Genomic DNA, 22,501 nt, shown 5'->3' on the forward strand with positions numbered 1-22,501 from the left:
CACGCTCGTCGGCTTCGCCCTGTCGATCTTCCTGAGCTTCCGCAACGGCGCCTGCTACGACCGCTGGTGGGAGGCGCGGAAGGCCTGGGGCAGCCTGATCGTGGAGATGCGCGGGCTCGGTCGTCTGCTGCCCTTCGCCTACACCCTGCTGCTCTACCGCACGGCGTGGCTCTACTGCCTGCTGCTGCCCTTCGGGCTGGCCGGCTCGCTCGGCTGGTCGACGTCGGTCGTCACCGCCCTGGTGTCCTACGCCTTCTTCGGTCTCGATGCGCTCGGCGACGAGTTGGAAGAGCCGTTCGGCACCGACGCCAACGATCTGCCCCTCGACGCCGACGCGGCGATCCTCGATGCGCTGGGCGAGACGGGGCGCGCGCCGAAGGCCGACCGCTTCATGCTGCGCTGAGGCTCAGGCCTCGGCGCGGGGCTCGTCCTCGATATCCGGCGCGACCTGACCGAAATTGAGCACCGAGACCAGCGTCACGCCGCCGATGACGTTGCCGAGCAGCGTCGGCACGAAGAAGCCGGTGAGGTAGGTGCCGAGGCCGATCTCGCCGACGGCCACGAGATAGAACGCGTCGACCGAGCCGGCGACGATGTGGGCGAGGCCGCACATCGACACGAGCGAGGTCATCAGAAGGATGATGAAGGGCGCGGCCGAACCCGACGCCGGCAGGATCCACACCATCAGCGCGATCAGCCAGCCCGCGAACACCGCCTTGATGACCGTGGTCCAGAACGGATCCTCGACGGTGTGGTGGCTGATCTCGGCGAAGGCCGTCCGCACCTCCGGCTTGAAGGCGTCGGTATGGGCGAGCACCCAGGCGATCAGGAGCGTCGCCAGGATGTTGGCGACGAGCACGATGCCCCACAGCCGGGCCACGCGCAGCAGCGCCGGGACGGTCCGCTCGGTCAGGAGCGGCAGGATCGGCGTCACCGTGTTCTCGGTGAAGAGTTGCTGGCGCCCGAGCACGACGATGAGGAAGCCGATCGAGTAGCCCAGGCTCATGACGAGCTCGGCCCAGGGCTCGTGCGGCAGGTGCCCCTTGAGCACGCCGGGCACGATCAGCGAGAAGCCCATGGTGAGCCCGGCGGCGAAGCCCGAGAGCGAGAGAGCCAGCGCGGTGCGCCGCATCTCCTCCTCGCCCTCGCGCCGGATGATCTCGTGCAGGATCAGCGCGTCCGGACGGTGCGCCTTCTCGACTTGGGCGTCGTCCTTCTCGCGGGTATGGGCTCCGTGGGTGCGGTGTTCCTCGGACATGCGGCCCTCGGCGGTCGTCTCGCCGCAGCCCAACGTATGGCAGCGCTTGCGCGCTCCCTGCGCGCGGAAATTTATTTCAGGGGCGCGGGACGATCGGGGCTGCGAACCGAGGCCGATGATGGACGTCCTGCCGAGGCGACCATCAGGGGCGAAGCCCGGCGAGCAGCCCCTCGACGGCCTCGCGGGCGGCCGCCACCGCCTGCCCATCCCGCCCGCGCACGACGATGCGGTTGCGAAACCCATCCGGCGTCATCGACGGGTAGGAGCCGATCGACACCGCCCCATGCGCCGACGCGATCGCGCCGAGCCCTCCGGCGAAGCTGCCCTCGGGGATGCCGCCCGCCTCGATCGTCTCGGAGATCACCGGCGCGTCGGAGGTGAGCGTCGGGCGGATCTCGTCGAGCATGGCCCGCATGATCTGCGGCACGCCCGCCATCACGTAGACGTTGCCGAGGCGGAAGCCCGGCGCCTTCGAGACGGGATTGGCGATCAGGTCGGCCCCGTCCGGGATGCGGGCCATGCGCAGACGCGCCTCGTTCAGATCCTCCGGCCGGTGCCGTTCGAGCAGCATGGCGCGGGCGCGCGGGTCGACGTCGATGCCGACGCCGAAGGCCGCGGCGATGCTGTCGGCGGTGATGTCGTCGTGGGTCGGGCCGATGCCGCCGGAGGTGAACAGGTAGGTGTAGCGCGCGCGAAGTGCGTTCACCGCCGCGACGATCGCGTCCCGGTCGTCGGGGACGATGCGGACCTCGCGCAGATCGACGCCGATCCCGGTCAGCACGTCGGCGATGGCGCCGATGTTCTTGTCCTTGGTGCGGCCCGACAGGATCTCGTCGCCGATGACGAGGATGGCGGCGGTGACGTCGGAATTCTGGGACATGCGGCCTCGGGGGCGGTGACCGGGCTGGAAGCTAGGGCGCGAATGCGCGAAAGCGAAAGCCTGCCTCGCCCCCTCCCGGTCGTGACACGATGCGCTTCCCCTCCCCCCTGATCGAAGGCCGTCTCGTTCGGCGCTACAAGCGCTTCCTCGCCGACGTGGCGCTGGCCGACGGCACCCAGGTGACGGCCCATTGCGCCAACCCGGGCGCCATGTTGGGGCTGAACGCCGAGGGTTCTCGCGTGCTGCTCTCGTCCTCGACCAACCCGTCGCGAAAACTCGGGTTTTCCTGGGAACTGGTGGAGGCGGATCTGCCCGGCGGGCCGCAATGGGTCGGCATCAACACCGCGCGCCCCAACGCCCTCGTCGCGGAGGCGTTCCGGGAGCAGAGGATCGCGCCCCTCGAAGGATACGAGACGCTGCGGCCGGAGGTGGCCTACGGTCGGGCGAGCCGCGTCGATTTCCTGGCGAGCGGGGGCGGCCTGCCGCCCTGCCATGTCCCCTGCCATGTCGAGGTGAAGAACTGCCACCTGATGCGGCGGCCGGGGCTGGCCGAGTTCCCCGACTGCAAGGCGGCCCGCTCGGCCCGCCACATGGAGGAACTGGCCGGCGTCGCCGCCGCCGGCGGCCGGGCGATGCTGATCGTGGTGATCCAGATGCGGGCGGAGGCCTTCGACGTCGCCCGCGACATCGACCCGGCCTTCGACCGCGCCCTGCGGGCCGCGCTCGCGGCAGGGGTCGAGGCCTACGCCTATGCCTGCGCGGTCGGGCCGGAGGGCGTCGCGATCGCGCAAGCCGTGCCGATCCTCACGCCGGGCGCGGCGCGGCCGTCCGCTCGAACATCAGGTTGAGGCGCGTGCGGGCGATCTGGCGGTAGCCGTGGGTGTGGAGCAGGCCGGGCAGGTCGATCTGCCACTGGTCGGTGCCGTTCTCGATGATGAACAGCGACGGGCGCAGGGATTCCGGCGCCTCGCGCAGGAACGGCTCCAGGATCAGGTCTTCCGCCCCCTCGACATCGAGCTTGATCGCGTCGATGCGCTCGATCCCCTCCGAGCGGCACAGCCCGAGCAGCGTCACCGCCGGCACGCGCACCGTCGCGTTCTTGTGGGTGCCGACGATCTTGACGCTCGACTCGCCGCGGTTGCGCGGATCGATGAACAGGGTGAGTTCCCCGGCCTTGTCGGCCACCGCGCAGGCGATGGCCTTGACCGTGCCGAACGGGTTCTGGCCGATGTTGAAGGTCAGCCGGTCGAACACGTCGGGCTGCGGCTCGACCGCGAGGATGCGGGCGCGCGCGCCGGTGAAGCCCGCCACGAACAGCGCGTAGGCGCCGATGTTGGCGCCGATATCGAGGAACACCGCGTCCTCGGGCAGCCGCTGCTTGAGGAGCGCCCGCTCCTGCGGATCGAAGAACTGCGGGGTGAAGAGCACCTTCTTCTCGCAGTTGTTGTTGTAGGGATGCAGCCGCATCCGCGCCCCGTAGCGCTCGACGTCGAGCGGCCGGCCGCGCATCATCGAGATGGCGAGGCGGCGCAGGAACATCGCCAGCCGCCGGGCGCGCCAGGAATGCTCGGGCAGCTTCTGCGTGCGCTCGGCGATCCGCGCGACGAGGCCGGTCGGGGCGTAGGTGCCGTAGGGCGAGGAATCCGTCATCGTGCCGGGGTGATGCCAGCCCGGCGGGGCGGCGGCAAGTCGCGGGCCCGCCTCGGGACGACCACCGCCGCCGCGGTGGGCCGAACCGCACGCAAAGCCGCGCGTATCGTCGCGCGAGGCCGCGGCTCGACCTTTGACATCGCCGGCCCGGCGCCCGATGACGGGTCATGCAAAGCTTCGATTCCGACGGCGTGCAGATCGCCTATATCGACGTGCCGGCCAAAGGCGGCAGCGGCGATCCGATTCTCCTGATCCACGGCTTTGCCTCGAACCACGCGGTGAACTGGGTCAACACGCTCTGGGTCCGGTACCTGTCGGAAGCCGGCTACCGTGTGATCGCGCACGACAACCGCGGGCATGGACAGAGCGAGAAGCTCTACGAGCCGACCGCCTACACCTCCGACCGGATGGCCGGCGATGCGGTGCGCCTCCTGCACCATCTCGGCCTCGAGCGGGCGGACGTGATGGGCTATTCCATGGGCGCGCGCATCGCCGCGCACATGGCGCTCGACCATCCCAACGAGGTTCGCTCGCTGCTGCTCGGCGGCATGGGCTTCCATCTCGTGGACGGGCACGGCCTGCCCCAGGGCATCGCCGAGGCGCTGGAGGCACCGCCCGGCACGCCGGCGCCGAACCCGACGGCCGCGACCTTCCGCATCTTCGCCGAGCAGACCAGGAGCGATCTGCGGGCGCTCGCCGCCTGCATCCGCTGCTCGCGCCAGACGCTGTCGCGGGCCGAACTCTCGGCCATCGACACCCCGACGCTGGTCTCGGTCGGCACGCTCGACACGGTGGCGGGGTCGGGCCCCGAACTCGCCAAGCTGATGCCGAACGCCCGCGCCCTCGATCTGCCGGGCCGCGACCACTCCACGGCGGTGGGCGACAGGCTCCATCGCAAGGGCGTGCTGGAGTTTTTGGCGCAGCGGCCGTAACGGGCCGCTTCCACACCGTCGCCCTCACTCGCAACGACGGATCGGTCCTCACCGGGGATGCCGTAGAGGCTCTCGCGCCCGGCGATGTACGGCTCCTGCGCCATCGCCCCCCCTTTGCGGCTCCGTCAGCTCTTCAGCCGATACCCCGTCCGGAAGATGTAGGTCACCAGCCCCAGGCACAGGGCCAGGAACGCCAGCGTCGCGGCGATGCTGACGCCGATCGCCACGTCGCCCTTGCCGAAGAATGCCCAGCGGAAGCCGCTGACGAGGTAGACCACCGGGTTGAACAGGCTCGCCGCCCGCCAGAACGGCGGCAGCATCTCGATCGAATAGAAGCTGCCGCCGAGGAACGTCAGCGGCGTGACGATGAGGAGCGGCACCAGTTGCAGCTTCTCGAACCCGTCCGCCCACAGCCCGATCACGAAGCCGAACAGGCTGAAGGTGAGCGCGGTCAGCAGCAGGAAGAACACCATCCAGAATGGGTGCTCGATGTGCAGCGGCACGAACAGCGAGGCCGTGGCGAGGATGATCAGCCCGATCACGATCGACTTGGTGGCCGCCGCGCCGACATAGCCGAGCACCACCTCGAACGGCGCGATCGGCGCCGACAGGATCTCGTAGATCGTGCCGGCGAAGCGCGGGAAGTAGATGCCGAAGGCGGCGTTGGAGACGCTCTGCGTCAGCAGCGACAGCATGATCAGCCCCGGCACGATGAAGGCGCCGTAGGCGACGCCGTCCACCGTCTGCATCCGCGAGCCGATCGCGGCCCCGAACACCACGAAGTAGAGCGAGGTGGAGATCACCGGCGCGACGATGCTCTGCAGCGCCGTGCGCCAGAACCGGGCCATCTCGAAGCGGTAGAGGGCGAGGATCGCCGGGACGTTCGGCATGGACACGCCCTTCATGCGCGCTCGCGGACGAGATCGACGAAGATGTCTTCGAGCGAACTCTGGCTGGTATCGAGATCGGTGCACGTGAGCCCCGCCGCCGACAGGTCGCCGAGCAGGCCGGTGATGCCGGTGCGCTCGCGCCGCGTGTCGTAGGTGTAGACGAGGGTGCGTCGATCCTCGCCGACATGCAGCGCGTGGCGCGCCAGGGTGTCGGGCAGGGCGCCGACCGGCTCGCGCAGGTGCAGAGTGAGCTGCTTCTTGCCGAGCTTGCGCATCAGCTCGACCTTGTCCTCGACGAGGATGATCCCGCCCTTCCGGATCACGCCGACCCGGTCGGCCATTTCCTCGGCCTCCTCGATGTAGTGGGTGGTGAGGATCACGGTGACGCCCTGCTCGCGCAGGCGGCGCACGAGGCGCCACATGTCCTGGCGCAGTTCCACGTCGACGCCGGCGGTCGGCTCGTCGAGGAACAGCACCTGCGGCTCGTGGGCGAGCGCCTTGGCGATCAGAACCCGCCGCTTCATGCCGCCGGAGAGCTGCATGATCCGGCTCTCGCGCTTGTCGTGGAGGGCGAGATCCTTCAGCACGCGCTCGATATGGGCCGGATCCTTCGGCAGCCCGAACAGGCCGCGGCTGAAGCTCACCGTGTCCCACACCGTCTCGAAGGCGTCGGTGGTCAGTTCCTGCGGCACCAGCCCGATCATGCGCCGGGCGGCGCGGTACCGGGACAGGATGTCGTGGCCGCCGACCCGGATGACGCCCGCGGTCGGCGTGACGATGCCGCAGACGATGTTGATGAGGGTCGACTTGCCGGCGCCGTTCGGCCCCAGCAGCGCGAAGATCTCCCCCTTGGCGATGTCGAGGCTCACGTCGCGCAGGGCGTGCAGGCCCGAGGCGTAGACCTTCGACAGGTTCGCGATCGAGACGATCGGTGGCATCAGGGTTCCGATCCGGCGGACGGGGTGTGCGCTATAGCACGGGGATCGCCGCGCCGAACCCGTCCGTTGCCGGTTACATTTCGGGGTGATTCGTTGGTCCCGCGCGCGAGGCCGGCGGAACCGGGCACGGCTTGAGGCTTTGACCGGATGTTCTCCTGCGACGAACGACCCCTGACCCGGCCTGCCCTCTCATCGACGGCGGGTCTTTTTTTGCCTGCGCTCGATGCGTGCGGCCGGCGTGGCGGTGTTCCCCTGCGATGTTCCCGTGGCGATGCCCCCGCCGCACCTCACGTCGCGCCCTGAAGCGGGCCGACATTCGGCGGCACGTCCCTCGCCTCGTCGGCCTCCGCCGCGAGGAGGGCCGGCTCGGCCACCTTGGCCGGACCGCCGCGGGCCAGGGCGATCGCCAGCGCCGAGAGCGTGAGCAGGTCGCAGGTCAGGCCGAACGCCGAGCCGACCAGCGTGTTGTGCACCATCCAGCACGACGAGGCCCCGAGGAAGAAGCGGCGCATCGCCTGCGCATTCACCTGAAGCCGGGCCGTGGTGGCCAGCAGCGACCCCAGCCCGGCACAGGCCGAGGGCCAGCCGCTCCAAGTCGCGAGTGTCAGGCAGGCCGCCACGAGGCTGCTCGCGACGAAGAGCGGTGTCACCCAGGCCGCGCGGGCTCCCGGCCCGATCCAGCGGGCCGCCACCACGCTCTGCATCACCGAGACGAGGCACATCGCCGTGCCGGTCTGCGCCCCGAGCCGCAGGAAATGCAGCGCGAAGCAGGCCGAGCAGGCCGCCGACGTCAGCAGGATCGCGCTTCGTCGCGGCATCATCCCGCCCGCGAAGCCGAGACAGAGGCCGAGGCCTCCGAACAGGTCGAGGTGTTCACGCGCGGCATTCCACGCGAGGGCGGCGAAATCTACGGGGGACATCTTGGTGGCTCTCGAACGGTGCGTCCGTGACTCGTCCCGCGACCGTTCCGTGGGTGCTCGTTGTTCGTTTTCTTTCCCGCCGGTCTTTGGAACCTTCGCGAAAGCAGTGCTCGCCGGGCGAGGATCGTCGCCCGTCCTGCGAGTGCGCTATTCCTGCTCGGTAACCGGTTCGTTAATGCGGCGACAACCGCACTTCGGCGTGGCGCCGTTGCCTCGGTCGTGGTGCCGTGGTCACGGCCCGATGCGATGAGAATGAGCGTTCATTGACATGAGAATGAACGTTCACTACCAAGCTCGTCAGCGTAGGAGTCGGCGATGAGCATGTCGGTCGGGGATCGTGCGTCCTCCCTCATATCCTTCCCGTTCGCGGCCGATCCCGGCCTCGACCGGGCTCGAGAGGGTTTCGGCGCCGCGCGCCTGCTGAAGGCGGCCTGCACCCCGATGAACCTGGCCGTCTGCGCCGTCGTCGCCCTCGGCTGGTTCGCCCTGATCGGCTGGACCGGCGCGGGCCCGGACGGCTGGCAGGCCCGCCTCTGCGCCGATCTCGATCTTCGGCCGCGTGCCTGCTCCGCCGTGCGGCTCGGCGGCGGGGCGGATCGCACCGCCATGAACAGTGTGGGAACCTCGTCATGAGTGCAGCGGCCGGCGCCGTCATCGACGCCCGGAGCGGACAGGCGGCCCGGCGCGAGCACATCCTCGACGCGGCCGAGGCGTGCTTCGTCCGCAACGGCTTCCACCGCACCACGATGCAGGATCTCGCCCGCGAGGCTTCGATGAGCCCGGGCAACATCTACCGCTACTTCGATTCGAAGGAGGCGGTCGTCCTCGGGCTGGCCGAGCGCGACCGCGAGCGCGGTGCGGTCCTCGTCGAGGCGATGGAGCGGGCCGGCGACCGGCGCGGCGCCCTGATGGGCGTGCTCGCCTGCTTCTTCAACGACATCACCCGCGAGGCGGCGATCCTGCGCCTCGACCTCTGGGCCGAGGCGACCCGCAATCCGGCCATCGGCACGCTGGTCGCGTTTGGCGACGACGAGGGCCGGACCTGGCTCATCGAGATGTTCGACGCGATCAAGTCCTCGCCGGACTGCGATTCCGCGGCGCTGTTCGACGCGGTCGCGCCCCTGATGAAGGGCATCATCCTCAGTCGGGCCTTGATTCCCGATTACGACGCCGGTCCGGCGGTGACGCAGCTCCAGGCGCTGATCGATGCGGGCCTGTCCGGCGCACCGCCCCTTCCCCGTGCCGTTCAGGAGACCGGCCGATGAGACCCGTCCGGACCCTCGCCCTCCCCGCCTTCCTGCTCGTCGCCGCGGGCCTCGCCCCGGCGCGCGCCGAGACCGCACCGGCCCCCGCGAAGGCCGCGCCGGCGCCCGCCGTCAGCGTGGTCGAGGCGCTGCGCCGCGAGATCGTGGAGAGCGTCGTCGTCACCGGCACCCTGGTGCCCCGCGACGAGATCCTGGTGACGCCGGAGATCGACGGCTACCGCCTCGTCGAGCTTCTCGCCGAGGAGGGCATGCGCGTCGAGAAGGGACAGGTGCTGGCCCGCCTCTCCCGCGACCTGATCGACCGGCAACTGGCCCAGCAGAGCGCCCTGATCGACAAGGCCACCGCCGCCGTGCCGCAGGCGCAGAGCAACATCGAGCAGGCGGAGGCCGCCGAACTCGAAGCCCGCCTCGGCTACGACCGTGCCAGGCAACTGATCCAGACCGGCAACACCACCGCCGTCGTCATGGAGAGCCGCACCGCCGCCCTGCGGCAGGCGGAGGGCAAGCTCGCCTTCGCCCGCAACGGGATCGCCATGGTCCGGGCCGAGCTCGCCCAGGCCAAGGCGGTGCGCGACGAGCTGGAACTGCGGCTCGCCCGCACCGAGATCCGTGCGCCGGAGGCCGGCATCGTCAGTCGCCGCACCGCGCGGGTCGGCATGGCGACCGCTTCCTCGTCCGAGCCGCTGTTCCGGCTGATCGCCCGCGGCGAGATCGAGCTGGAGGCCGAGGTCATCGAGACCAAGCTGCCGCTGCTGCGGGAAGGCGCCCCGGCCTTCATCGGGATCGGCGACGGCGAGCGCGTCGTCGGCAGCGTCCGCGCGGTCTATCCGGAGGTCGACAGGGCGAGCCGGCTCGGCAAGGTGCGCGTGCGCCTCGATCCCGATCCTCGCTTGCGCATCGGCACCTTCGCCCGCGGCGCCGTCGAACTCGCCCGCACCCACGGCGTCACCGTGCCCCAGGCCTCCGTCCTCTACGGCGGCGGCAAGGGCAGCTCCGTGCTGGTCGTGGCCGAGGATCGGGTCGAGGCCCGCGAGGTTCGCACCGGCCTGTCCGACGAGGACGACATCGAGATCCGCTCCGGCCTCGCCGAGGGCGAGCGGGTCGTCGCCCGCGCCGGCAGCTTCCTGCGCGACGGCGATCGCGTCCGCCCGATCCCGGTCGCGCGGCAGGGCCAGACCCCGGCGGCGGTCTCCGACACGCCCTCGCCCCAGGCCACCGCCGACGCCGGCCTGCGCTGAACCCCTCCCCGCGCGCCGGCCGCGCGGGTCTCGCACGGACTTCACCGACGGGTTGCCCCGATGCGCCTGAACATCTCCGCCTGGGCGATCCGGAATCCGATCGCGCCCCTCGTCCTGTTCCTCGTGCTGGTGGTGCTCGGCCTCGTCAGCTTCCGCGGGCTCGCGGTCACCCGCATGCCGAACGTGGACGTGCCGATCGTCTCGGTGACGATCACGCAGTCGGGCGCCGCCCCGTCCGAGTTGCAGACCCAGGTGACGAAATGGGTCGAGGATTCGATCGCGGGCGTGCGCGGCGTCAAGCACATCACCTCGGCGATCACGGAGGGATCCTCCGTCACCACGGTCGAGTTCCGCCTGGAGGTCAACACCGACCGCGCCGTCAACGACGTGAAGGACGCGGTGTCGAAGGTCCGCATCAACCTGCCCCGCACCATCGACGAGCCGGTCGTCCAGCGCGTCGAGATCACCGGCCTGCCGATCCTGATCTACGGCGTGAAGGCGCCGGCGATGACGCCGGCCGACCTGTCCTGGCTGGTCGACGACAAGATCGCCCGCACGCTTCAGGGCGTGAAGGGGGTCGGCGGCGTCGAGCGCGTCGGCGGCGTCGCCCGCGAGATCCGCATCACCCCCCTGCCCGACCGGCTCCTGGCGCTCGGCATCACCGCGGCCGACGTGAACAAGCAGGTGCGCGTCACCTCCGCCGACATGGCCGGCGGGCGCGGCGAGATCGGCGGGCGCGAGCAGTCGATCCGGACGCTGGCCGCCTCACGCACCATCCGCGACCTGAAGGCCACCTCCATCGTCCTGCCGGGCGGGCGCAAGGTGCGCCTCGACGATCTCGCCACGGTCGAGGATTCGATCGAGGAGCCGCGCACCTTCGCCCGCTTCGACGGCGAGCCGGTGGTCGCCTTCTCCGTCTCCCGCGGCTCCGGCGCCAGCGACGCCGAGGTCGCTTCCGGCGTCGAGAAGAAGATGGCCGAGATCGGCGAGAGCTATCCCGACCTTCGTTTCGAACTGATCGATTCCTCGGTCTCGGCCACGCGCGGCAGCTACGCCTCGGCGATGCACACGCTGATGGAGGGCGCGGCGCTGGCCGTCGTCGTCGTGTTCCTGTTCCTGCGCGACTGGCGCGCCACGCTGATCGCCGCCGTCGCCCTGCCGCTCTCGGTCTTCCCGACCTTCTGGGCGATGGACGCGCTGGGCTTCACCCTCAACGGCATCAGCCTGCTGGCGATCACCCTGGTCACCGGCATCCTCGTCGACGACGCCATCGTCGAGATCGAGAACGTCGTGCGCCACATGCGCCTCGGCAAGTCGCCCTACCGCGCTTCGATCGAGGGCGCCGACGAGATCGGGCTCGCCGTCATCGCCATCACCGCGACGCTGATCGCGGTCTTCGCCCCGGTCTCCTTCATGGGCGGCATCGCCGGGCGCTACTTCATCCAGTTCGGCCTGACCATCGCCGTGTCGGTGTTCATGTCGCTGCTGGTCGCGCGCCTGATCACGCCGTTGCTCGCGGCCTACTTCCTGCGCGACCACGGCCACGCGGAGGAGCGGGAGGGTCCGATCATGCGGGTCTATACCCGCTTCGTCGGCTGGTCGGTGCGCCACAGGTGGATCACCCTCGTGGTCGGCCTCGCGCTGTTCGCCGGCTCGATCGTCTCGACCAGGCTCCTCCCCTCGGGCTTCATCCCGAAGCAGGACAACGCGCGCACCCTGTTCATGGTCGAACTGGCGCCCGGGGCCCGGCTGCCCGACACGATCGCGGTGGCCGACCGCGTCGTCGCGCGCATCCGCGCCCTGCCGGAGGTGACCTCGGTCTTCGTCGACGGCGGCCGGCAGGCCGGCGGCAAGAAGGAGACGCGGCTCGCCACGCTGATCGTCAACCTGACCCCGAAGAGCGAGCGGGCCAAGCGGCAGTGGACGATCGAGTCCGAGATCGCCGCCCTGCTGGCGGAGGAGCCCGACATCCGCTCCTGGACCCTGCGCGACGGCGGCCAGCGCGACCTCGCCCTCGTCGTCAGCGGCCCCGACGTCGACGTGGTGACGGATGTCGCCGCCCGGCTCCAGCGCGACATGGCGGCGATCCCGCACCTCGTCTCGGTGATGTCCACGGCCCCGCTCAACCGCACCGAGGTGCGCATCCGGCCGAAGGAGGGCGCGGCGGCCGATCTCGGCGTCTCGACCGACGTGATCGCCGAGACGGTGCGCGTCGGCACCATCGGCGACATCGGCATCAACCTCGCCAAGTTCAACGCGGCCGACCGGCAGGTGCCGATCCGGGTGCAATTGCCCGAGACCGCCCGCGGCGCGGTCTCGCGGCTCGAGAACCTGAAGGTTCCGGCCAAGAACGGCGTCGCGGTTCCGCTCTCCGCGGTGGCCGACATCGAGCTCGACCAGGGCCCCGGCGCGATCGAGCGCTACGACCGCGCCGTGCGCGTGGCGGTGGAGGCCAACATGGAGGGCTCCGACGCCCTCGGCTCGCTGATCGAGCAGGCGCTCGCCACGCCCACCGCCAGGAGCCTGCCGCCGGGCGTCACCATCCGCCAGACCGGCGATGCCGAGATCATGCAGGAGGTCTTCTCCGGCTTCCTCATGGCCATGGGCGCCGGCATCATGATGGTCTACGCCGTGCTGGTTCTGCTGTTCGGCTCGTTCCTCCAGCCGCTCACCATCCTGTTCTCGCTGCCGCTCTCCATCGGCGGCGCCATTCTCGGCCTCCTGATCTGCAACATGTCGATCTCGATGCCGGTCGTGATCGGCATCCTGATGCTGATGGGACTGGTGACGAAGAACGCGATCATGCTCGTGGACTTCGCCGTCGAGGAGATGCGCGCGGGCGTCGATAGCGTCACCGCCATCGTCGAGGCCGGCCGCAAGCGGGCGCGGCCGATCGTGATGACCACCATCGCCATGGCCGCCGGCATGGTGCCCTCGGCGATGGCCCTCGGCATCGGCGGCGAGTTCCGCGCGCCGATGGCCGTGGCGGTGATCGCCGGCCTCATCGTCTCGACCCTGCTCTCCCTCGTCTTCGTGCCGGCGGTGTTCCTGCTGATGGACGGCCTGAGCCGCGTGCTCGGGCGGCTGCTCGGCCGCTTCGTCGGCCCGCGCGACGAGGCCGGGGAAAGCCCCGCGCCCGCCGTCGCCCGCCAGCACGGATAGCCGTTTCCGGCATCGGCACACTCGACCGGCCGATGCGTTCGAAGGAGCCTTGATGACCCCCATCGTCACCCGCTTCGCCACCGCGGCGCTCGCGACCCTGGCCGCCCTCGCCTGCATGCACTCGGACGCGGCCCGGGCCGCCGATCCGACCGGCATCTGGCTCACCGAGGATGGGCGCGCCCGCGTCCGCACCGAGCATTGCGGCACGGACGGCCGGCATCTGTGCGGCTACGTCGTCTGGCTGCAGAAGCCGGAAGGCGACGACGGCAAGCCGCGGATCGACCGCTACAACCCCGAGCCGCGCCGACAGGGCCGGCCGATCCTCGGCCACCAGATGCTGCTCGGCCTGAAGCCCGATACGGAAGGCCGCTTCGCGGGCAAGATCTACAACGGCGACAACGGCAAGTCCTACGACGTCACCGTCTGGAGCGAGACGCCGGCCGAACTGTCGGTCAAGGGCTGCATGCTCGCGGTGTTCTGCGGCTCGCAGGTGTGGACGCGGGTGAGCGACCTTCAGCCGGGCCAGTTGCAGGCGGCGACCGACGCGCCGAGCGGTCCCCGCGCGGACCCGGACTGGGCCGCCAAGCCCGCGGCGACGGGCGCGGCCCCGAAGGGCCGCACGCCGGAAGGCAAGGCCGCGCCGAAATAGGACTCGCGCATCCCTTCGACGGGATGCCCCGCCATCGCGCCGCTCTCTCGGGAGCGCGCGGTACGCCGGCCGGCCCGTGCACCGCCCCCTCGCACGAGCCGGCCGGTTGTCTTTTGGGGGGCGAACGTGCCGGAGCGCGTTCCGACCGCTCAGATATCCCGGCCCTGGTAGACATCGGGATCGACGCTGCGCCGGACCGTGATGCGTCGCGGAACGCGTCCGTCGATGGCCGCGAGACCGCCCCCGATCAGGGCCATGCCGACGTAGTTGCGCAGGTCGAGCCGTTCGCCCAGGACCAGCGCACCGAGCAGGATGGCGGAGACCGGGATCAGGAAGGTGACGAGCAGGAGGTTGGTCGCCCCGGCGGTCGCCAGGAGGTGGAAGTAGAGGAGGTAGGCGAGCGCGGTGGACAGGATCGCGATCCCGAGCACCGCGCCCCAGACCGGCGCGCCCGGCACCGCCAGAGTCCAGGGCCGATCCACCACCAGCGCGACCGGCAGGAGCAGGAGCGTGGACGCCGTGACCTGCCCCGCGGCGCTCGCGAGCGGAGGGACGCCCAGACGGCCGAAGCGTCGCCCGAAAACACCGGCGAAGGCGTAGGACAGGGCCGCACCGAGCACCGCGACTTGCGCCAGGAGGGGGCTTTCCGACCCGGCGAACGCGGACGTTCCGATCATGACGGCCACACCCGCGAAGCCGATGAGTGCTCCCGCGAGCCTGTTTCCGGTCATCCGCTCGTCGGCCGTCAGGAGATGGGCGACGACGACGGTGAAGAGCGGGGTCGTCGCATTGAGGATGGCCGCAAGGCCCGAGGCGATCTGCGTCTGGCCCCAGACGATGAGGCAGAAGGGCACGACGTTGTTGAGGAGCCCCATGCCGAGGAAGGCGATCCAGACCTTGCGGCCTCGGGGCCGGGGCATGCCGGCAAGCGGCAGGGCGAGATTGAGGATCAGCGCGGCGATCCCGACCCGCAGGACGACGAGCGTCAAAGGCGGCAGGGCGGAGAGCGCCACGCCCGTGAAGAAGAACGATCCGCCCCAGAGCACGGACAGGCCGAGCAGCATGGCCCATTCGGATGCGGACATGGGACGGTTCGCGGCAGGCGACATCACGAGACTCCGGCAGGTGTGACCATGCCCTGCCTACGGGCTCGTCCGGTTCCGGCGCATCCCGCTTCCTGCTCTCGAATCGACATGCGCAACCGACGTGCCGCGGTTCTCGCAGCGGCGAACCCGCCTGCGTTCACGTCCCGGACCGATCGGCCGAACGGGCGATCGCCGGCTGTCTCGGCGAGCCGGGTCGAAGTCGAAAAGAGACGGACCGCCCGAGGGGGCTATCGCGACCGGTCGAGCAGGCCCGAGACCACGCGGGCGGTGTAGTCGACCATCGGCACGATGCGGGCGTAGTTGAGCCGCGTCGGTCCGATCACGCCGACCACGCCGACGATCTTCTGCGCGCCGTCGCGGAAAGGGGCGGCGATCATCGAGGAGCCGGAGAGCGAGAACAGCTTGTTCTCCGAACCGATGAAGATGCGGACCCCGTCGCCCTGCTCGGCCCGGGCCAGCAGTTCGATCACGTCCTTCTGGGTCTCGAGGTCGCTGAACAGCAGGCGGATGCGTTCGAGATCCTCGGCGGCGCGCAGGTCGTCGAGCAGGTTCGCCTGCCCGCGCACGATGAGCTGGCGCGCCTCGGACGGGCCGACCGTCGTGGCGAGTCCGGCATCGACCAGCCGCTCGGTCAGCGCGTCGAGCTCGCTCTTCATCGCCTTGCGGCCGGCCTCGATGTCGGCCCGCAGCGTATCGAGCGTGCGGCCGCGCAGACGGGCGTTGAGGTAGTTCGAGGCCTCCTGCAGAGCCCCCGCCGGCAGGCCCGGCGGCAGGTCGAGCAGACGGTTCTCCACCGTGCCGTCGACCGAGACCAGCACCACCAGCGCCCGGTCGGCGTCGAGACGCACGAACTCCACGTGCTTGAGGCCGGCATCGACCTTGGTGGTCAGCACCACGCCCGCTCCGCGGGAGATGCCCGACAGCAGCGAGGATGCCTCGGCCAGCGCCGAATCGAAGGTGTGGCGCGAGGCCGCCGCCTGCATCTGCGCCTCGATCCGGGCCTTCTCGGCGAGGTCGACGTCGCCGATCTCCATCATCGCATCGACGAAGAAGCGCAGGCCCAGTTCGGTCGGCAGGCGCCCGGCCGAGGTGTGGGGCGCGAAGATCAGCCCCGAATGCTCCAGATCCGCCATCACGTTGCGGATCGAGGCCGGGGACAGACTCATCGGCAGGATGCGCGCGAGATTGCGCGACCCCAGCGGCTCGCCGGTGGTGACGTAGCTCTCGACGATCTGCCGGAAGATCTCCCGGGCGCGCTCGTTGAGGGCGGACAGCGCCTGGATTTGCGGAGGCACGGCGGAGGGGACGGTCTCGGACAAGGAAAGCGGAACTCGGGCGTCGATTGTGAGGGCTCGGGCGCCCCCGATCAATCCTCGATCGCCGCGGCGGTTCGGACCGGGGCGCGGGACGACGCAAACGGTGGAAGAGGAGCGGTGCGGGCGGATCAATCGGGGGCCTTGAGTCGTTCAATTACCAGGTCCGGCGTGTTCGAGCCCGGCCCGCACCCATGTCCACCGAGCGAAAATGGAGCCTCCGATAGTGCTGACAGGCGCACGAAAGACCATGGTCAAGGCCGCCGCCCTGGCGATCGCGGTGACCGGCTTGGGCCTCGCTTCGGCCCCCCGCGCCGCGCAGGCCGCCCCGATCCCGATCCCGACCGAGGCGACAGCCCCGGCGGGCGACGCGATCCAGCAGGCCCAGTACCGGCCGCACCACCGCCATTACCGCCGGCACTATCGCCGCCGCGGCCACTGGCACCGGCACCATCGGTTCGGCGGTCCCCGCCATCACCATCATCGCCGGCACTGGAATCACCGCCGCTGGTGACGGGCCGGAAGACGATGGGGCCGCCGTCGCGAGACGGCGGCCCCTCTCGTTTCGGCGCCGCGCGGTTGCCGCGGGCGGCGGCAGCGCCTAAGAGCCCGGACTTCGATCCCATACGGAGCTTGCCAAGGATGCGGCCCTCGAAGCGCGCGGCGGACGCGATGCGCGACGTCACGCTGGAGCGGGCGGTCGCCCGCTACGCGGAAGGCTCCTGCCTCGTCACCTTCGGCAACACCCGCGTGCTCTGCACCGCCTCGCTGGAGGACCGCGGGCCGCCGTGGCTGCGCGGCTCCGGCAAGGGCTGGGTCACCGCCGAGTACAGCATGCTGCCGCGCGCGACCCACGAGCGCACCCGCCGCGAGGTCAATTCCGGCAAGCCCTCGGGCCGCACCCAGGAGATCCAGCGGCTGATCGGCCGTTCCTTACGCGCCGTCACCAACCTGCCGGCCATGGGCGAGCGCCAGATCACCGTCGATTGCGACGTGCTCCAGGCCGACGGCGGCACCCGCACCGCTTCGATCACCGGTGCCTGGGTGGCCCTGCACGATTGCTTCGCCTGGATGCGCTCCCGCTCGATCATCTCGGTCGATCCGCTCAAGGACCATGTCGCGGCGGTGTCCTGCGGCATCTACAAGGGCCAGCCGGTGCTCGACCTCGATTACGCCGAGGATTCGGCCGCCGAGACCGACGCCAACTTCGTCGTCACCGGCAAGGGTGGCATCGTCGAGGTGCAGGGCACCGCCGAGATGGAGCCGTTTTCGGAGGCGCAGTTCATCGAACTGCTCGGGCTCGCCAAGGGCGGCATCGCCAGCCTCGTCGAGCTGCAGCGGAAGGCCATCGCGTGAGCGCGCACCGCATCCTCTCGGGCAAGGTCGTGATCGCGACCCACAATGCCGGCAAGCTCGTGGAGATGCGCGAGCTGCTGGCGCCCTTCGGCGTCGAGGCGGTCTCGGCCGGCGAACTCGGCCTGCCCGAGCCCGATGAGACCGGCACGATGTTCTCGGAGAACGCGGCGATCAAGGCGCTGGCCGCGGCCCGGGCCTCCGGCCTGCCGGCCTTCGCCGACGATTCCGGGCTCTGCGTCGATGCCCTCGACGGCGCGCCGGGCCTGTTCTCGGCCCGCTGGGCCGGTCCGACCAAGGACTTTTCCGGCGCGATGGCGCGGATCGCCGCCGAACTCGACAAGCGCGGCGCGACGGACCGGCGCGCGCACTTCGTCTCGGCGCTCGTGCTGGCCTGGCCCGACGGCCATACCGAGCTGTTCGAGGGCCGCGTCTTCGGCGATCTCGTGGAGCCCCGCGGCACCCTCGGCTTCGGCTACGACCCGATGTTCCGGCCGGACGGCACGGACCGCACCTTCGGCGAGATCGCGTCCGAGGAGAAGCACGGCGTCGACTGGCGGAACGGCAACGCCCTCTCGCACCGGGCGCGGGCCTTCGTGCTCCTGGCCGCCGCCTGCCTGCGGCGGCCGGGCTGAGCTTTCGCCCGGACCTCGGCATCCCCACATTCGTACGACGAAACCGCCGTACGGCTCGATCCGATCCACCGCCCTCATCCTTCGAGGCCCGCTCACGCGGGCACCTCAGGATGAGGGCGGCGGGTGGACAGAGCGGCCCCGCGCGGTTCGAAACGTTCAGACAAGCCGATGCTCTCCGCGACACCGCCCGATCATCCGACCCGTGACGCGGGGTTCGGGGTCTATCTGCACTGGCCGTTCTGCGCGGCGAAATGCCCGTACTGCGACTTCAACAGCCATGTCCGCCACGCCGGTGTGGACCAGCCGCGCTTCCTCGCCGCCTTCCGCCGGGAGATCGCCCACGCCGCCGCGCTCGCCCCGGGACGCACGGTCACCAGCATCTTCCTGGGCGGCGGCACGCCCTCGCTGATGGCGCCGGAGACCGTCGCGGGCCTGCTCGACGCGGTGGCCGGGGCCTGGAGCGTCGCGCCGGACGCGGAAGTCACCCTGGAGGCCAACCCGACCAGCGTCGAGGCGACCCGCTTCCGCGGCTACCGCGCGGCCGGGGTCAACCGCGTCTCGCTGGGCGTCCAGGCCCTCGACGACGGCGACCTCAAGCGACTCGGACGGCTGCACGGCGTGGCCGAGGCCCTGTCCGCTGTGCGCACGGCCGCGGGGCATTTCGAGCGCTTCTCCTTCGACCTGATCTACGCCCGGCCCGACCAGACGCCGCAGGCCTGGGCCGCCGAGCTGCGCCGGGCGATCGATTACGCGGCCGAGCACCTCTCGCTCTACCAGCTCACCATCGAGCCCGGCACGCCGTTCTTCGGCCTCGCCCAGGCCGGCCGCCTCGTGCCGCCGGACGACGACTCCGCCCGCGCCCTCTACGACGTGACGCAGGAGATCTGCGAGGCGGGGGGTCTCCCGGCCTACGAGATCTCGAACCACGCCCGGCCCGGCGCCCAGTCGCGCCACAACCTGCTCTACTGGCGCTACGGCGAGTATGCCGGCATCGGCCCCGGCGCCCATGGCCGCCTCGTCCTGCCCGGGGGCCGCGCCGGCACGCTGACCGGGAAGGCGCCGGAGGCGTGGCTCGCCCGCGTCGAGCGCGACGGCCACGGTATCGTGGAGACCGAGAGCCTCGGCGCGGAAGACCAGGGCGACGAGTTCCTGATGATGGGCCTGCGCCTGTCGGAAGGAATCGATCCGATCCGCTACGCCGCGCTGAAGGGCCGCCTGCTCGACGCCCGCCGTCTCGACGCGCTGATCGCGGACGGGCTCGTCGCCCGCCGCCCCGGGGGCCGCATCGCCGTGACCGCCCGCGGGGCGCCGGTGCTCAACGCGGTGGTGGCGGAACTGGCGGGGTGAAACCGCATCCGCTCGACGACTTCGGCATCCCCTCCGTCATTGCGAGGCTTCAGCCGAAGCAATCCAGGCCGCCGACCGATCCGGACAGGGCGCGCCACTGGATCGCTTCGCTGACGCTCGCGATGACGGTGGGCGGCGATACCCGAAGCGATCAGCCGGAAACCGGTCGATCCCTCAGATCCCCGGCCGCCCGAGCACCTTCGGCGCCGGGCTCACCACCGTCGCGGCGCCGTTGCGGATCTCGTAGACCGCGAGGGTGCGCTCGCTCAGGCCCTCGGGCTGGAAGCGGAAGGTGCCGTCGAGGCCCGAAAAGCCCGCCGGGTTGGTCAGCGTCGCGTCGGCGAAGCGCTGCGAGCCGTACTGGCGCACGAGTGCGACGGAGAGCGACACCGCGTCGTAGCCGAGCGAGGCGGTGCGCGGCGGCGCCTCGCCGAAGCGGGCCTGATAGCGCTGCGCGAAGCCGGCGAAGCCGGCCGCGTCGGGCGCCGCGAACCGGCCGCCCTGGAAGGCGGGCTGCGCGAGCACCCGCGGGTCGTTCCACAGGGCGAGCCCGAGCGGGCGTACCCGCGCCGGCGAGAAGCCGATCCTGGTCAGCGCGGAGGCGGCCGCGACGAGACCGTCGGGCGTATCGGGGACGAACAGCGCGTCGGCCTGCGCCGCCGGCCCCGCGATCAGACCGCGCAGCCGTTCGACCGCCGGTCCGGGCTGGCCGGCGGCGTAGCGCTCCATCGCGACGAGTCGGGCGCCGCGCCGGGCCACCGCCTCGCGGAACTGCGCCTCGACGGCATTGCCGTAGGGGGTCTCCGGGATCAACGCGGCGAAGGAGCGGCGCCCGCCCGCGGTCGCTTCGTCGACGATGCGATCGACCTCCGATTGCGGCAGGAAGCTGATGAGGTAGACGCCGCGGGCGGCCACCGCCGCATCGGTCGAGAAGGCGATCACCGGCTTGCCGGCCCCGCGGGCGACGCTCCCCGCCGCCTGGACGTTGGCCGCGAAGAGCGGGCCGAGCACCACCTCCGCCCCGTCGGCGAAGGCCGCCTGGGCCGCCTCGCGGGCGCCTTCCGGCGTGCCTCGGTCGTCCTTCACGAGGATGCGCAGGTCGGGCTTCTGGAAATCCTCGTAGGCGAGTTCGGCGGCGTTGCGCAGGGCCCCGCCGACCGCGGCGCCCTGCCCGCTCAGCGGCACGATCAGCGCCACCTTCACCGAACCGGCACCGATGGTCGGTCCCGAAGCCGCCCGGGGACCGCCCGCGTCCGGCGGCATCGCCTGCGGCCGCGGCGCGTCCGGTACGCCGACGCAGGCGGAGAGCGCGGCGCAGAGGAGCACGGTCCCCGCGAGACCCGTCAGCCGTCCGCCGCGTCGCGCCATCGCGAACCCTCTCATCCGAGCGCAATCCGCGATGACGATGCGGAGGGCCTTGCGAAAAGTAAATGTGAGGGCGGCCTTCTCCCCGGTCTCCAAAGGCGCGCCGGCGTGGCATTGTCGCGGCGATGACACAGCGAGTCGACAGGCGGCCCGAGGGCCGACCCCAGGGCCCATCCCGGCCCCCCGCCACCTTCACGGCCTTCGGCCTCGCCGCGGAGGCCGAGCCCCTGGCGCCGGGCCTCTACGTGGTGGCGACCCCCATCGGCAACCTGCGCGACGTCTCGTTCCGCGCGCTCGCCACCCTCGCCGCCGCCGACGCGGTGCTGGCCGAGGACACCCGCGTCACCCGCACGCTGCTGATGCATTACGGGATCACGACGCCGCTGCTCTCCTATCACGAGCACTCGAACGAGGCGGTGCGCGAGCGGATGGTGATGCGGCTGAAGGCCGGCGAGACCCTGGCGCTGGTCTCGGATGCGGGCACGCCGCTTGTCTCGGATCCCGGTTTCAAGCTCGTCCAGGCGGCGATCGCCGCCGGCATCCCGGTGACGCCGATCCCCGGCCCCTCGGCGGTGATGACCGCCATCGTCGCCGCCGGCCTGCCGACCGACCGCTTCTTCTTCGAAGGCTTCCTGCCGCAGAAATCCGGCGCCCGGCGGAACCGGATGGAGGCCCTGGCCTCCATCCCCGGCACGCTGGTGGTGTTCGAATCCCCCCACCGCCTGCCCGAGATGCTGGCGGATGCCGCCGAGGTGCTCGGGCCCGAGCGGCCGGCCGCGGTGGCGCGCGAACTGACCAAGCTCTACGAGACGATCCGACGCGACAGCCTCGGGGCGCTGGCCGAGATCTTCGCGCAGGAGGGACCGCCGAAGGGCGAGGTCGTGGTGGTGATCGGCGCGATGCCCGAGGATGCGGTGGCGCGGGAGGCCGATGCCGGGCTCGACGCCCGCATCGAGGCGGCACTCGCCCGCCACTCGATCAAGGACGCCGCGGCTCTGGTCGCCGCCGAGACCGGCCAGCCCAGGCGCGCCGTCTACGCCCGTGCCCTGGTTCTGGCCCGCCGTGGCGACGATGAGACCACCGCCTGATCCGGGCACGCGCCGCCGCGCCACCTATGCGCGGGGACTCTCGGCCGAAACCTCGGCGCTGCTGGCGCTGATGCTGAAGGGCTACCGGCCGCTCGCCCGGCGCTACGCGGCCTCGGGCGGCGAGATCGACCTGATCGTGCGGCGCGGGCGTACCGTCGCCTTCGTCGAGGTCAAGGCCCGCGCGAGCCTGGATTCGGCCGCGACGGCGATCGATGCCCGCAAGCGCGCGCGAATGTCCCGGGCGGTGCGGGCGTGGCTCGCACGCCATCCGCTGCCGGACGATGCGACCCTGCGGGCGGATGCGGTCTTCGTGGCGCCGCGCCGCTGGCCGCGCCACCTGCCGAACGCCTTCGAAATCGAAGGCGTCTGAAATACCAACCGGCGATGATCCCGACTCATCGCCGGTTGTCCGCGCGGAGGCGCGCGTCCGCCGGACGCAGGGAAGCCGACCATCGTTCGGCTTCCCTGCGGCTCGGTATGACGGGTCGTACGCCATCCGGTCGATGAGTTCG

The 22,501-nt window shown here is 71.1% G+C and carries 22 protein-coding genes and 1 pseudogene; 14 read left to right on the plus strand and 9 right to left on the minus strand.

Annotated features, from left to right (window positions below):
- Nucleotide 1 precedes the first annotated feature (1 nt).
- Nucleotides 2-403: pseudogene (locus PGN25_06805) on the plus strand (bestrophin family ion channel).
- 3 nt (nt 404-406) lie between these two features.
- On the opposite strand, the gene PGN25_06810 reads toward PGN25_06805, so the two are convergent.
- Both PGN25_06810 and PGN25_06815 read right to left on the minus strand, forming a co-directional pair.
- Nucleotides 407-1,258 (minus strand): formate/nitrite transporter family protein, encoded by an 852-nt coding sequence (locus tag PGN25_06810; GenBank protein ID MEH3117310.1) that lies wholly within the window; start codon nt 1,256-1,258, stop codon nt 407-409.
- Nucleotides 1,259-1,400: 142 nt separating this feature from the next.
- Nucleotides 1,401-2,138: a molybdopterin-binding protein gene (locus PGN25_06815; GenBank protein MEH3117311.1), complete on the minus strand. Its 738-nt coding sequence runs from the start codon at nt 2,136-2,138 to the stop codon at nt 1,401-1,403.
- Between the two features lie 89 nt (nt 2,139-2,227).
- On the opposite strand from PGN25_06815, the gene sfsA reads away from it, so the two are divergent.
- A complete protein-coding gene (sfsA, locus tag PGN25_06820) occupies nt 2,228-2,986 on the plus strand; it encodes a DNA/RNA nuclease SfsA (GenBank protein ID MEH3117312.1) in 759 nt (252 codons plus the stop codon).
- On the opposite strand, the gene PGN25_06825 is transcribed toward sfsA, so the two are convergent.
- Complete coding sequence (locus PGN25_06825) at nt 2,943-3,788, minus strand: FkbM family methyltransferase (protein MEH3117313.1); 846 nt, start codon at nt 3,786-3,788, stop codon at nt 2,943-2,945. The genes sfsA and PGN25_06825 overlap by 44 nt on opposite strands.
- Nucleotides 3,789-3,955: 167 nt before the next feature.
- Here PGN25_06825 and PGN25_06830 point away from each other — a divergent pair, with 167 nt between their 5' ends.
- The gene (locus PGN25_06830; protein MEH3117314.1) at nt 3,956-4,720 is read left to right on the plus strand and encodes an alpha/beta hydrolase; all 765 of its coding nucleotides are present in this window, start codon (nt 3,956-3,958) and stop codon (nt 4,718-4,720) included.
- Between the two features lie 125 nt (nt 4,721-4,845).
- On the opposite strand, the gene PGN25_06835 is transcribed toward PGN25_06830, so the two are convergent.
- The 3 genes from PGN25_06835 to PGN25_06845 form a co-directional block, all read right to left on the minus strand.
- Nucleotides 4,846-5,625: an ABC transporter permease gene (locus PGN25_06835; protein MEH3117315.1), complete on the minus strand. Its 780-nt coding sequence runs from the start codon at nt 5,623-5,625 to the stop codon at nt 4,846-4,848.
- Nucleotides 5,622-6,548, minus strand: a complete 927-nt coding sequence (locus PGN25_06840; GenBank protein MEH3117316.1) for an ABC transporter ATP-binding protein — start codon at nt 6,546-6,548, stop codon at nt 5,622-5,624. Before PGN25_06840 ends, PGN25_06835 begins: the two co-directional genes overlap by 4 nt.
- Before the next feature lie 287 nt (nt 6,549-6,835).
- Nucleotides 6,836-7,468, minus strand: a complete 633-nt coding sequence (locus PGN25_06845; protein ID MEH3117317.1) for a YgjV family protein — start codon at nt 7,466-7,468, stop codon at nt 6,836-6,838.
- A gap of 315 nt (nt 7,469-7,783) precedes the next feature.
- Here PGN25_06845 and PGN25_06850 point away from each other — a divergent pair, with 315 nt between their 5' ends.
- Genes PGN25_06850 through PGN25_06870 form a run of 5 tightly spaced genes read left to right on the plus strand, consistent with a single transcriptional unit; the run spans nt 7,784 to nt 13,782 of the window.
- Nucleotides 7,784-8,101 carry a hypothetical protein gene (locus PGN25_06850; protein ID MEH3117318.1) on the plus strand — a complete coding sequence of 106 codons (318 nt, stop codon included), beginning with the start codon at nt 7,784-7,786 and terminating at the stop codon, nt 8,099-8,101.
- A complete protein-coding gene (locus PGN25_06855) occupies nt 8,098-8,733 on the plus strand; it encodes a TetR/AcrR family transcriptional regulator (GenBank protein ID MEH3117319.1) in 636 nt (211 codons plus the stop codon). The genes PGN25_06850 and PGN25_06855 overlap by 4 nt, the downstream gene beginning before the upstream one ends.
- Nucleotides 8,730-9,971, plus strand: a complete 1,242-nt coding sequence (locus tag PGN25_06860) for an efflux RND transporter periplasmic adaptor subunit (protein ID MEH3117320.1) — start codon at nt 8,730-8,732, stop codon at nt 9,969-9,971. Before PGN25_06855 ends, PGN25_06860 begins: the two co-directional genes overlap by 4 nt.
- A 60-nt stretch (nt 9,972-10,031) precedes the next feature.
- Nucleotides 10,032-13,133 (plus strand): efflux RND transporter permease subunit, encoded by a 3,102-nt coding sequence (locus PGN25_06865; protein MEH3117321.1) that lies wholly within the window; start codon nt 10,032-10,034, stop codon nt 13,131-13,133.
- 52 nt (nt 13,134-13,185) lie between these two features.
- Entirely contained in the window at nt 13,186-13,782 is a 597-nt protein-coding gene (locus tag PGN25_06870; protein MEH3117322.1) for a DUF2147 domain-containing protein, read from the plus strand.
- Between the two features lie 149 nt (nt 13,783-13,931).
- Here PGN25_06870 and PGN25_06875 read toward each other — a convergent pair whose 3' ends face one another.
- Both PGN25_06875 and hrcA read right to left on the minus strand, forming a co-directional pair.
- Entirely contained in the window at nt 13,932-14,867 is a 936-nt protein-coding gene (locus PGN25_06875) for a DMT family transporter (GenBank protein MEH3117323.1), read from the minus strand.
- 248 nt (nt 14,868-15,115) lie between these two features.
- The gene (hrcA, locus tag PGN25_06880; protein ID MEH3117324.1) at nt 15,116-16,207 is read right to left on the minus strand and encodes a heat-inducible transcriptional repressor HrcA; all 1,092 of its coding nucleotides are present in this window, start codon (nt 16,205-16,207) and stop codon (nt 15,116-15,118) included.
- 244 nt (nt 16,208-16,451) lie between these two features.
- Between hrcA and PGN25_06885 the strand changes: the two genes are divergently transcribed.
- The 4 genes from PGN25_06885 to hemW all read left to right on the plus strand — a co-directional run bounded on the left by PGN25_06885 (nt 16,452) and on the right by hemW (nt 19,536).
- Nucleotides 16,452-16,715, plus strand: coding sequence for a hypothetical protein (locus PGN25_06885; protein ID MEH3117325.1), 264 nt, complete (start codon nt 16,452-16,454; stop codon nt 16,713-16,715).
- 128 nt (nt 16,716-16,843) lie between these two features.
- Nucleotides 16,844-17,557 (plus strand): ribonuclease PH, encoded by a 714-nt coding sequence (gene rph / locus PGN25_06890; GenBank protein MEH3117326.1) that lies wholly within the window; start codon nt 16,844-16,846, stop codon nt 17,555-17,557.
- The gene (gene rdgB, locus PGN25_06895) at nt 17,554-18,189 is read left to right on the plus strand and encodes an RdgB/HAM1 family non-canonical purine NTP pyrophosphatase (GenBank protein ID MEH3117327.1); all 636 of its coding nucleotides are present in this window, start codon (nt 17,554-17,556) and stop codon (nt 18,187-18,189) included. Before rph ends, rdgB begins: the two co-directional genes overlap by 4 nt.
- Nucleotides 18,190-18,357: 168 nt before the next feature.
- Complete coding sequence (hemW, locus tag PGN25_06900) at nt 18,358-19,536, plus strand: radical SAM family heme chaperone HemW (GenBank protein MEH3117328.1); 1,179 nt, start codon at nt 18,358-18,360, stop codon at nt 19,534-19,536.
- A gap of 174 nt (nt 19,537-19,710) precedes the next feature.
- Here hemW and PGN25_06905 read toward each other — a convergent pair whose 3' ends face one another.
- Complete coding sequence (locus PGN25_06905) at nt 19,711-20,904, minus strand: penicillin-binding protein activator (protein ID MEH3117329.1); 1,194 nt, start codon at nt 20,902-20,904, stop codon at nt 19,711-19,713.
- Between the two features lie 122 nt (nt 20,905-21,026).
- On the opposite strand from PGN25_06905, the gene rsmI reads away from it, so the two are divergent.
- Both rsmI and PGN25_06915 read left to right on the plus strand, forming a co-directional pair.
- Nucleotides 21,027-21,989, plus strand: coding sequence for a 16S rRNA (cytidine(1402)-2'-O)-methyltransferase (gene rsmI / locus PGN25_06910; GenBank protein ID MEH3117330.1), 963 nt, complete (start codon nt 21,027-21,029; stop codon nt 21,987-21,989).
- Entirely contained in the window at nt 21,973-22,359 is a 387-nt protein-coding gene (locus PGN25_06915; protein MEH3117331.1) for a YraN family protein, read from the plus strand. The genes rsmI and PGN25_06915 overlap by 17 nt, the downstream gene beginning before the upstream one ends.
- Nucleotides 22,360-22,501: the final 142 nt, after the last annotated feature.

The sequence above is a fragment of the Methylorubrum populi genome (assembly GCA_036946625.1).
Classification (GTDB): Bacteria; Pseudomonadota; Alphaproteobacteria; order Rhizobiales; family Beijerinckiaceae; genus Methylobacterium; species Methylobacterium populi_C.

Excerpts from the sequence above, each read along its gene's own strand:
- sfsA (MEH3117312.1), top strand. The coding sequence starts at position 2,228 with ATGCGCTTCCCCTCCCCCCTGATCGAAGGCCGTCTCGTTCGGCGCTAC.
- PGN25_06840 (MEH3117316.1), bottom strand. The coding sequence starts at position 6,548 with ATGCCACCGATCGTCTCGATCGCGAACCTGTCGAAGGTCTACGCCTCG.
- rsmI (MEH3117330.1), top strand. The coding sequence starts at position 21,027 with ATGACACAGCGAGTCGACAGGCGGCCCGAGGGCCGACCCCAGGGCCCA.
- PGN25_06905 (MEH3117329.1), bottom strand. The coding sequence starts at position 20,904 with ATGGCGCGACGCGGCGGACGGCTGACGGGTCTCGCGGGGACCGTGCTC.
- PGN25_06845 (MEH3117317.1), bottom strand. The coding sequence starts at position 7,468 with ATGTCCCCCGTAGATTTCGCCGCCCTCGCGTGGAATGCCGCGCGTGAA.
- PGN25_06825 (MEH3117313.1), bottom strand. The coding sequence starts at position 3,788 with ATGACGGATTCCTCGCCCTACGGCACCTACGCCCCGACCGGCCTCGTC.
- PGN25_06815 (MEH3117311.1), bottom strand. The coding sequence starts at position 2,138 with ATGTCCCAGAATTCCGACGTCACCGCCGCCATCCTCGTCATCGGCGAC.
- PGN25_06860 (MEH3117320.1), top strand. The coding sequence starts at position 8,730 with ATGAGACCCGTCCGGACCCTCGCCCTCCCCGCCTTCCTGCTCGTCGCC.
- PGN25_06850 (MEH3117318.1), top strand. The coding sequence starts at position 7,784 with ATGAGCATGTCGGTCGGGGATCGTGCGTCCTCCCTCATATCCTTCCCG.
- PGN25_06830 (MEH3117314.1), top strand. The coding sequence starts at position 3,956 with ATGCAAAGCTTCGATTCCGACGGCGTGCAGATCGCCTATATCGACGTG.
- PGN25_06865 (MEH3117321.1), top strand. The coding sequence starts at position 10,032 with ATGCGCCTGAACATCTCCGCCTGGGCGATCCGGAATCCGATCGCGCCC.
- rph (MEH3117326.1), top strand. The coding sequence starts at position 16,844 with ATGCGGCCCTCGAAGCGCGCGGCGGACGCGATGCGCGACGTCACGCTG.
- PGN25_06810 (MEH3117310.1), bottom strand. The coding sequence starts at position 1,258 with ATGTCCGAGGAACACCGCACCCACGGAGCCCATACCCGCGAGAAGGAC.
- PGN25_06885 (MEH3117325.1), top strand. The coding sequence starts at position 16,452 with ATGGTCAAGGCCGCCGCCCTGGCGATCGCGGTGACCGGCTTGGGCCTC.
- PGN25_06875 (MEH3117323.1), bottom strand. The coding sequence starts at position 14,867 with ATGTCCGCATCCGAATGGGCCATGCTGCTCGGCCTGTCCGTGCTCTGG.
- PGN25_06855 (MEH3117319.1), top strand. The coding sequence starts at position 8,098 with ATGAGTGCAGCGGCCGGCGCCGTCATCGACGCCCGGAGCGGACAGGCG.
- hemW (MEH3117328.1), top strand. The coding sequence starts at position 18,358 with ATGCTCTCCGCGACACCGCCCGATCATCCGACCCGTGACGCGGGGTTC.
- PGN25_06870 (MEH3117322.1), top strand. The coding sequence starts at position 13,186 with ATGACCCCCATCGTCACCCGCTTCGCCACCGCGGCGCTCGCGACCCTG.
- PGN25_06835 (MEH3117315.1), bottom strand. The coding sequence starts at position 5,625 with ATGAAGGGCGTGTCCATGCCGAACGTCCCGGCGATCCTCGCCCTCTAC.
- PGN25_06915 (MEH3117331.1), top strand. The coding sequence starts at position 21,973 with ATGAGACCACCGCCTGATCCGGGCACGCGCCGCCGCGCCACCTATGCG.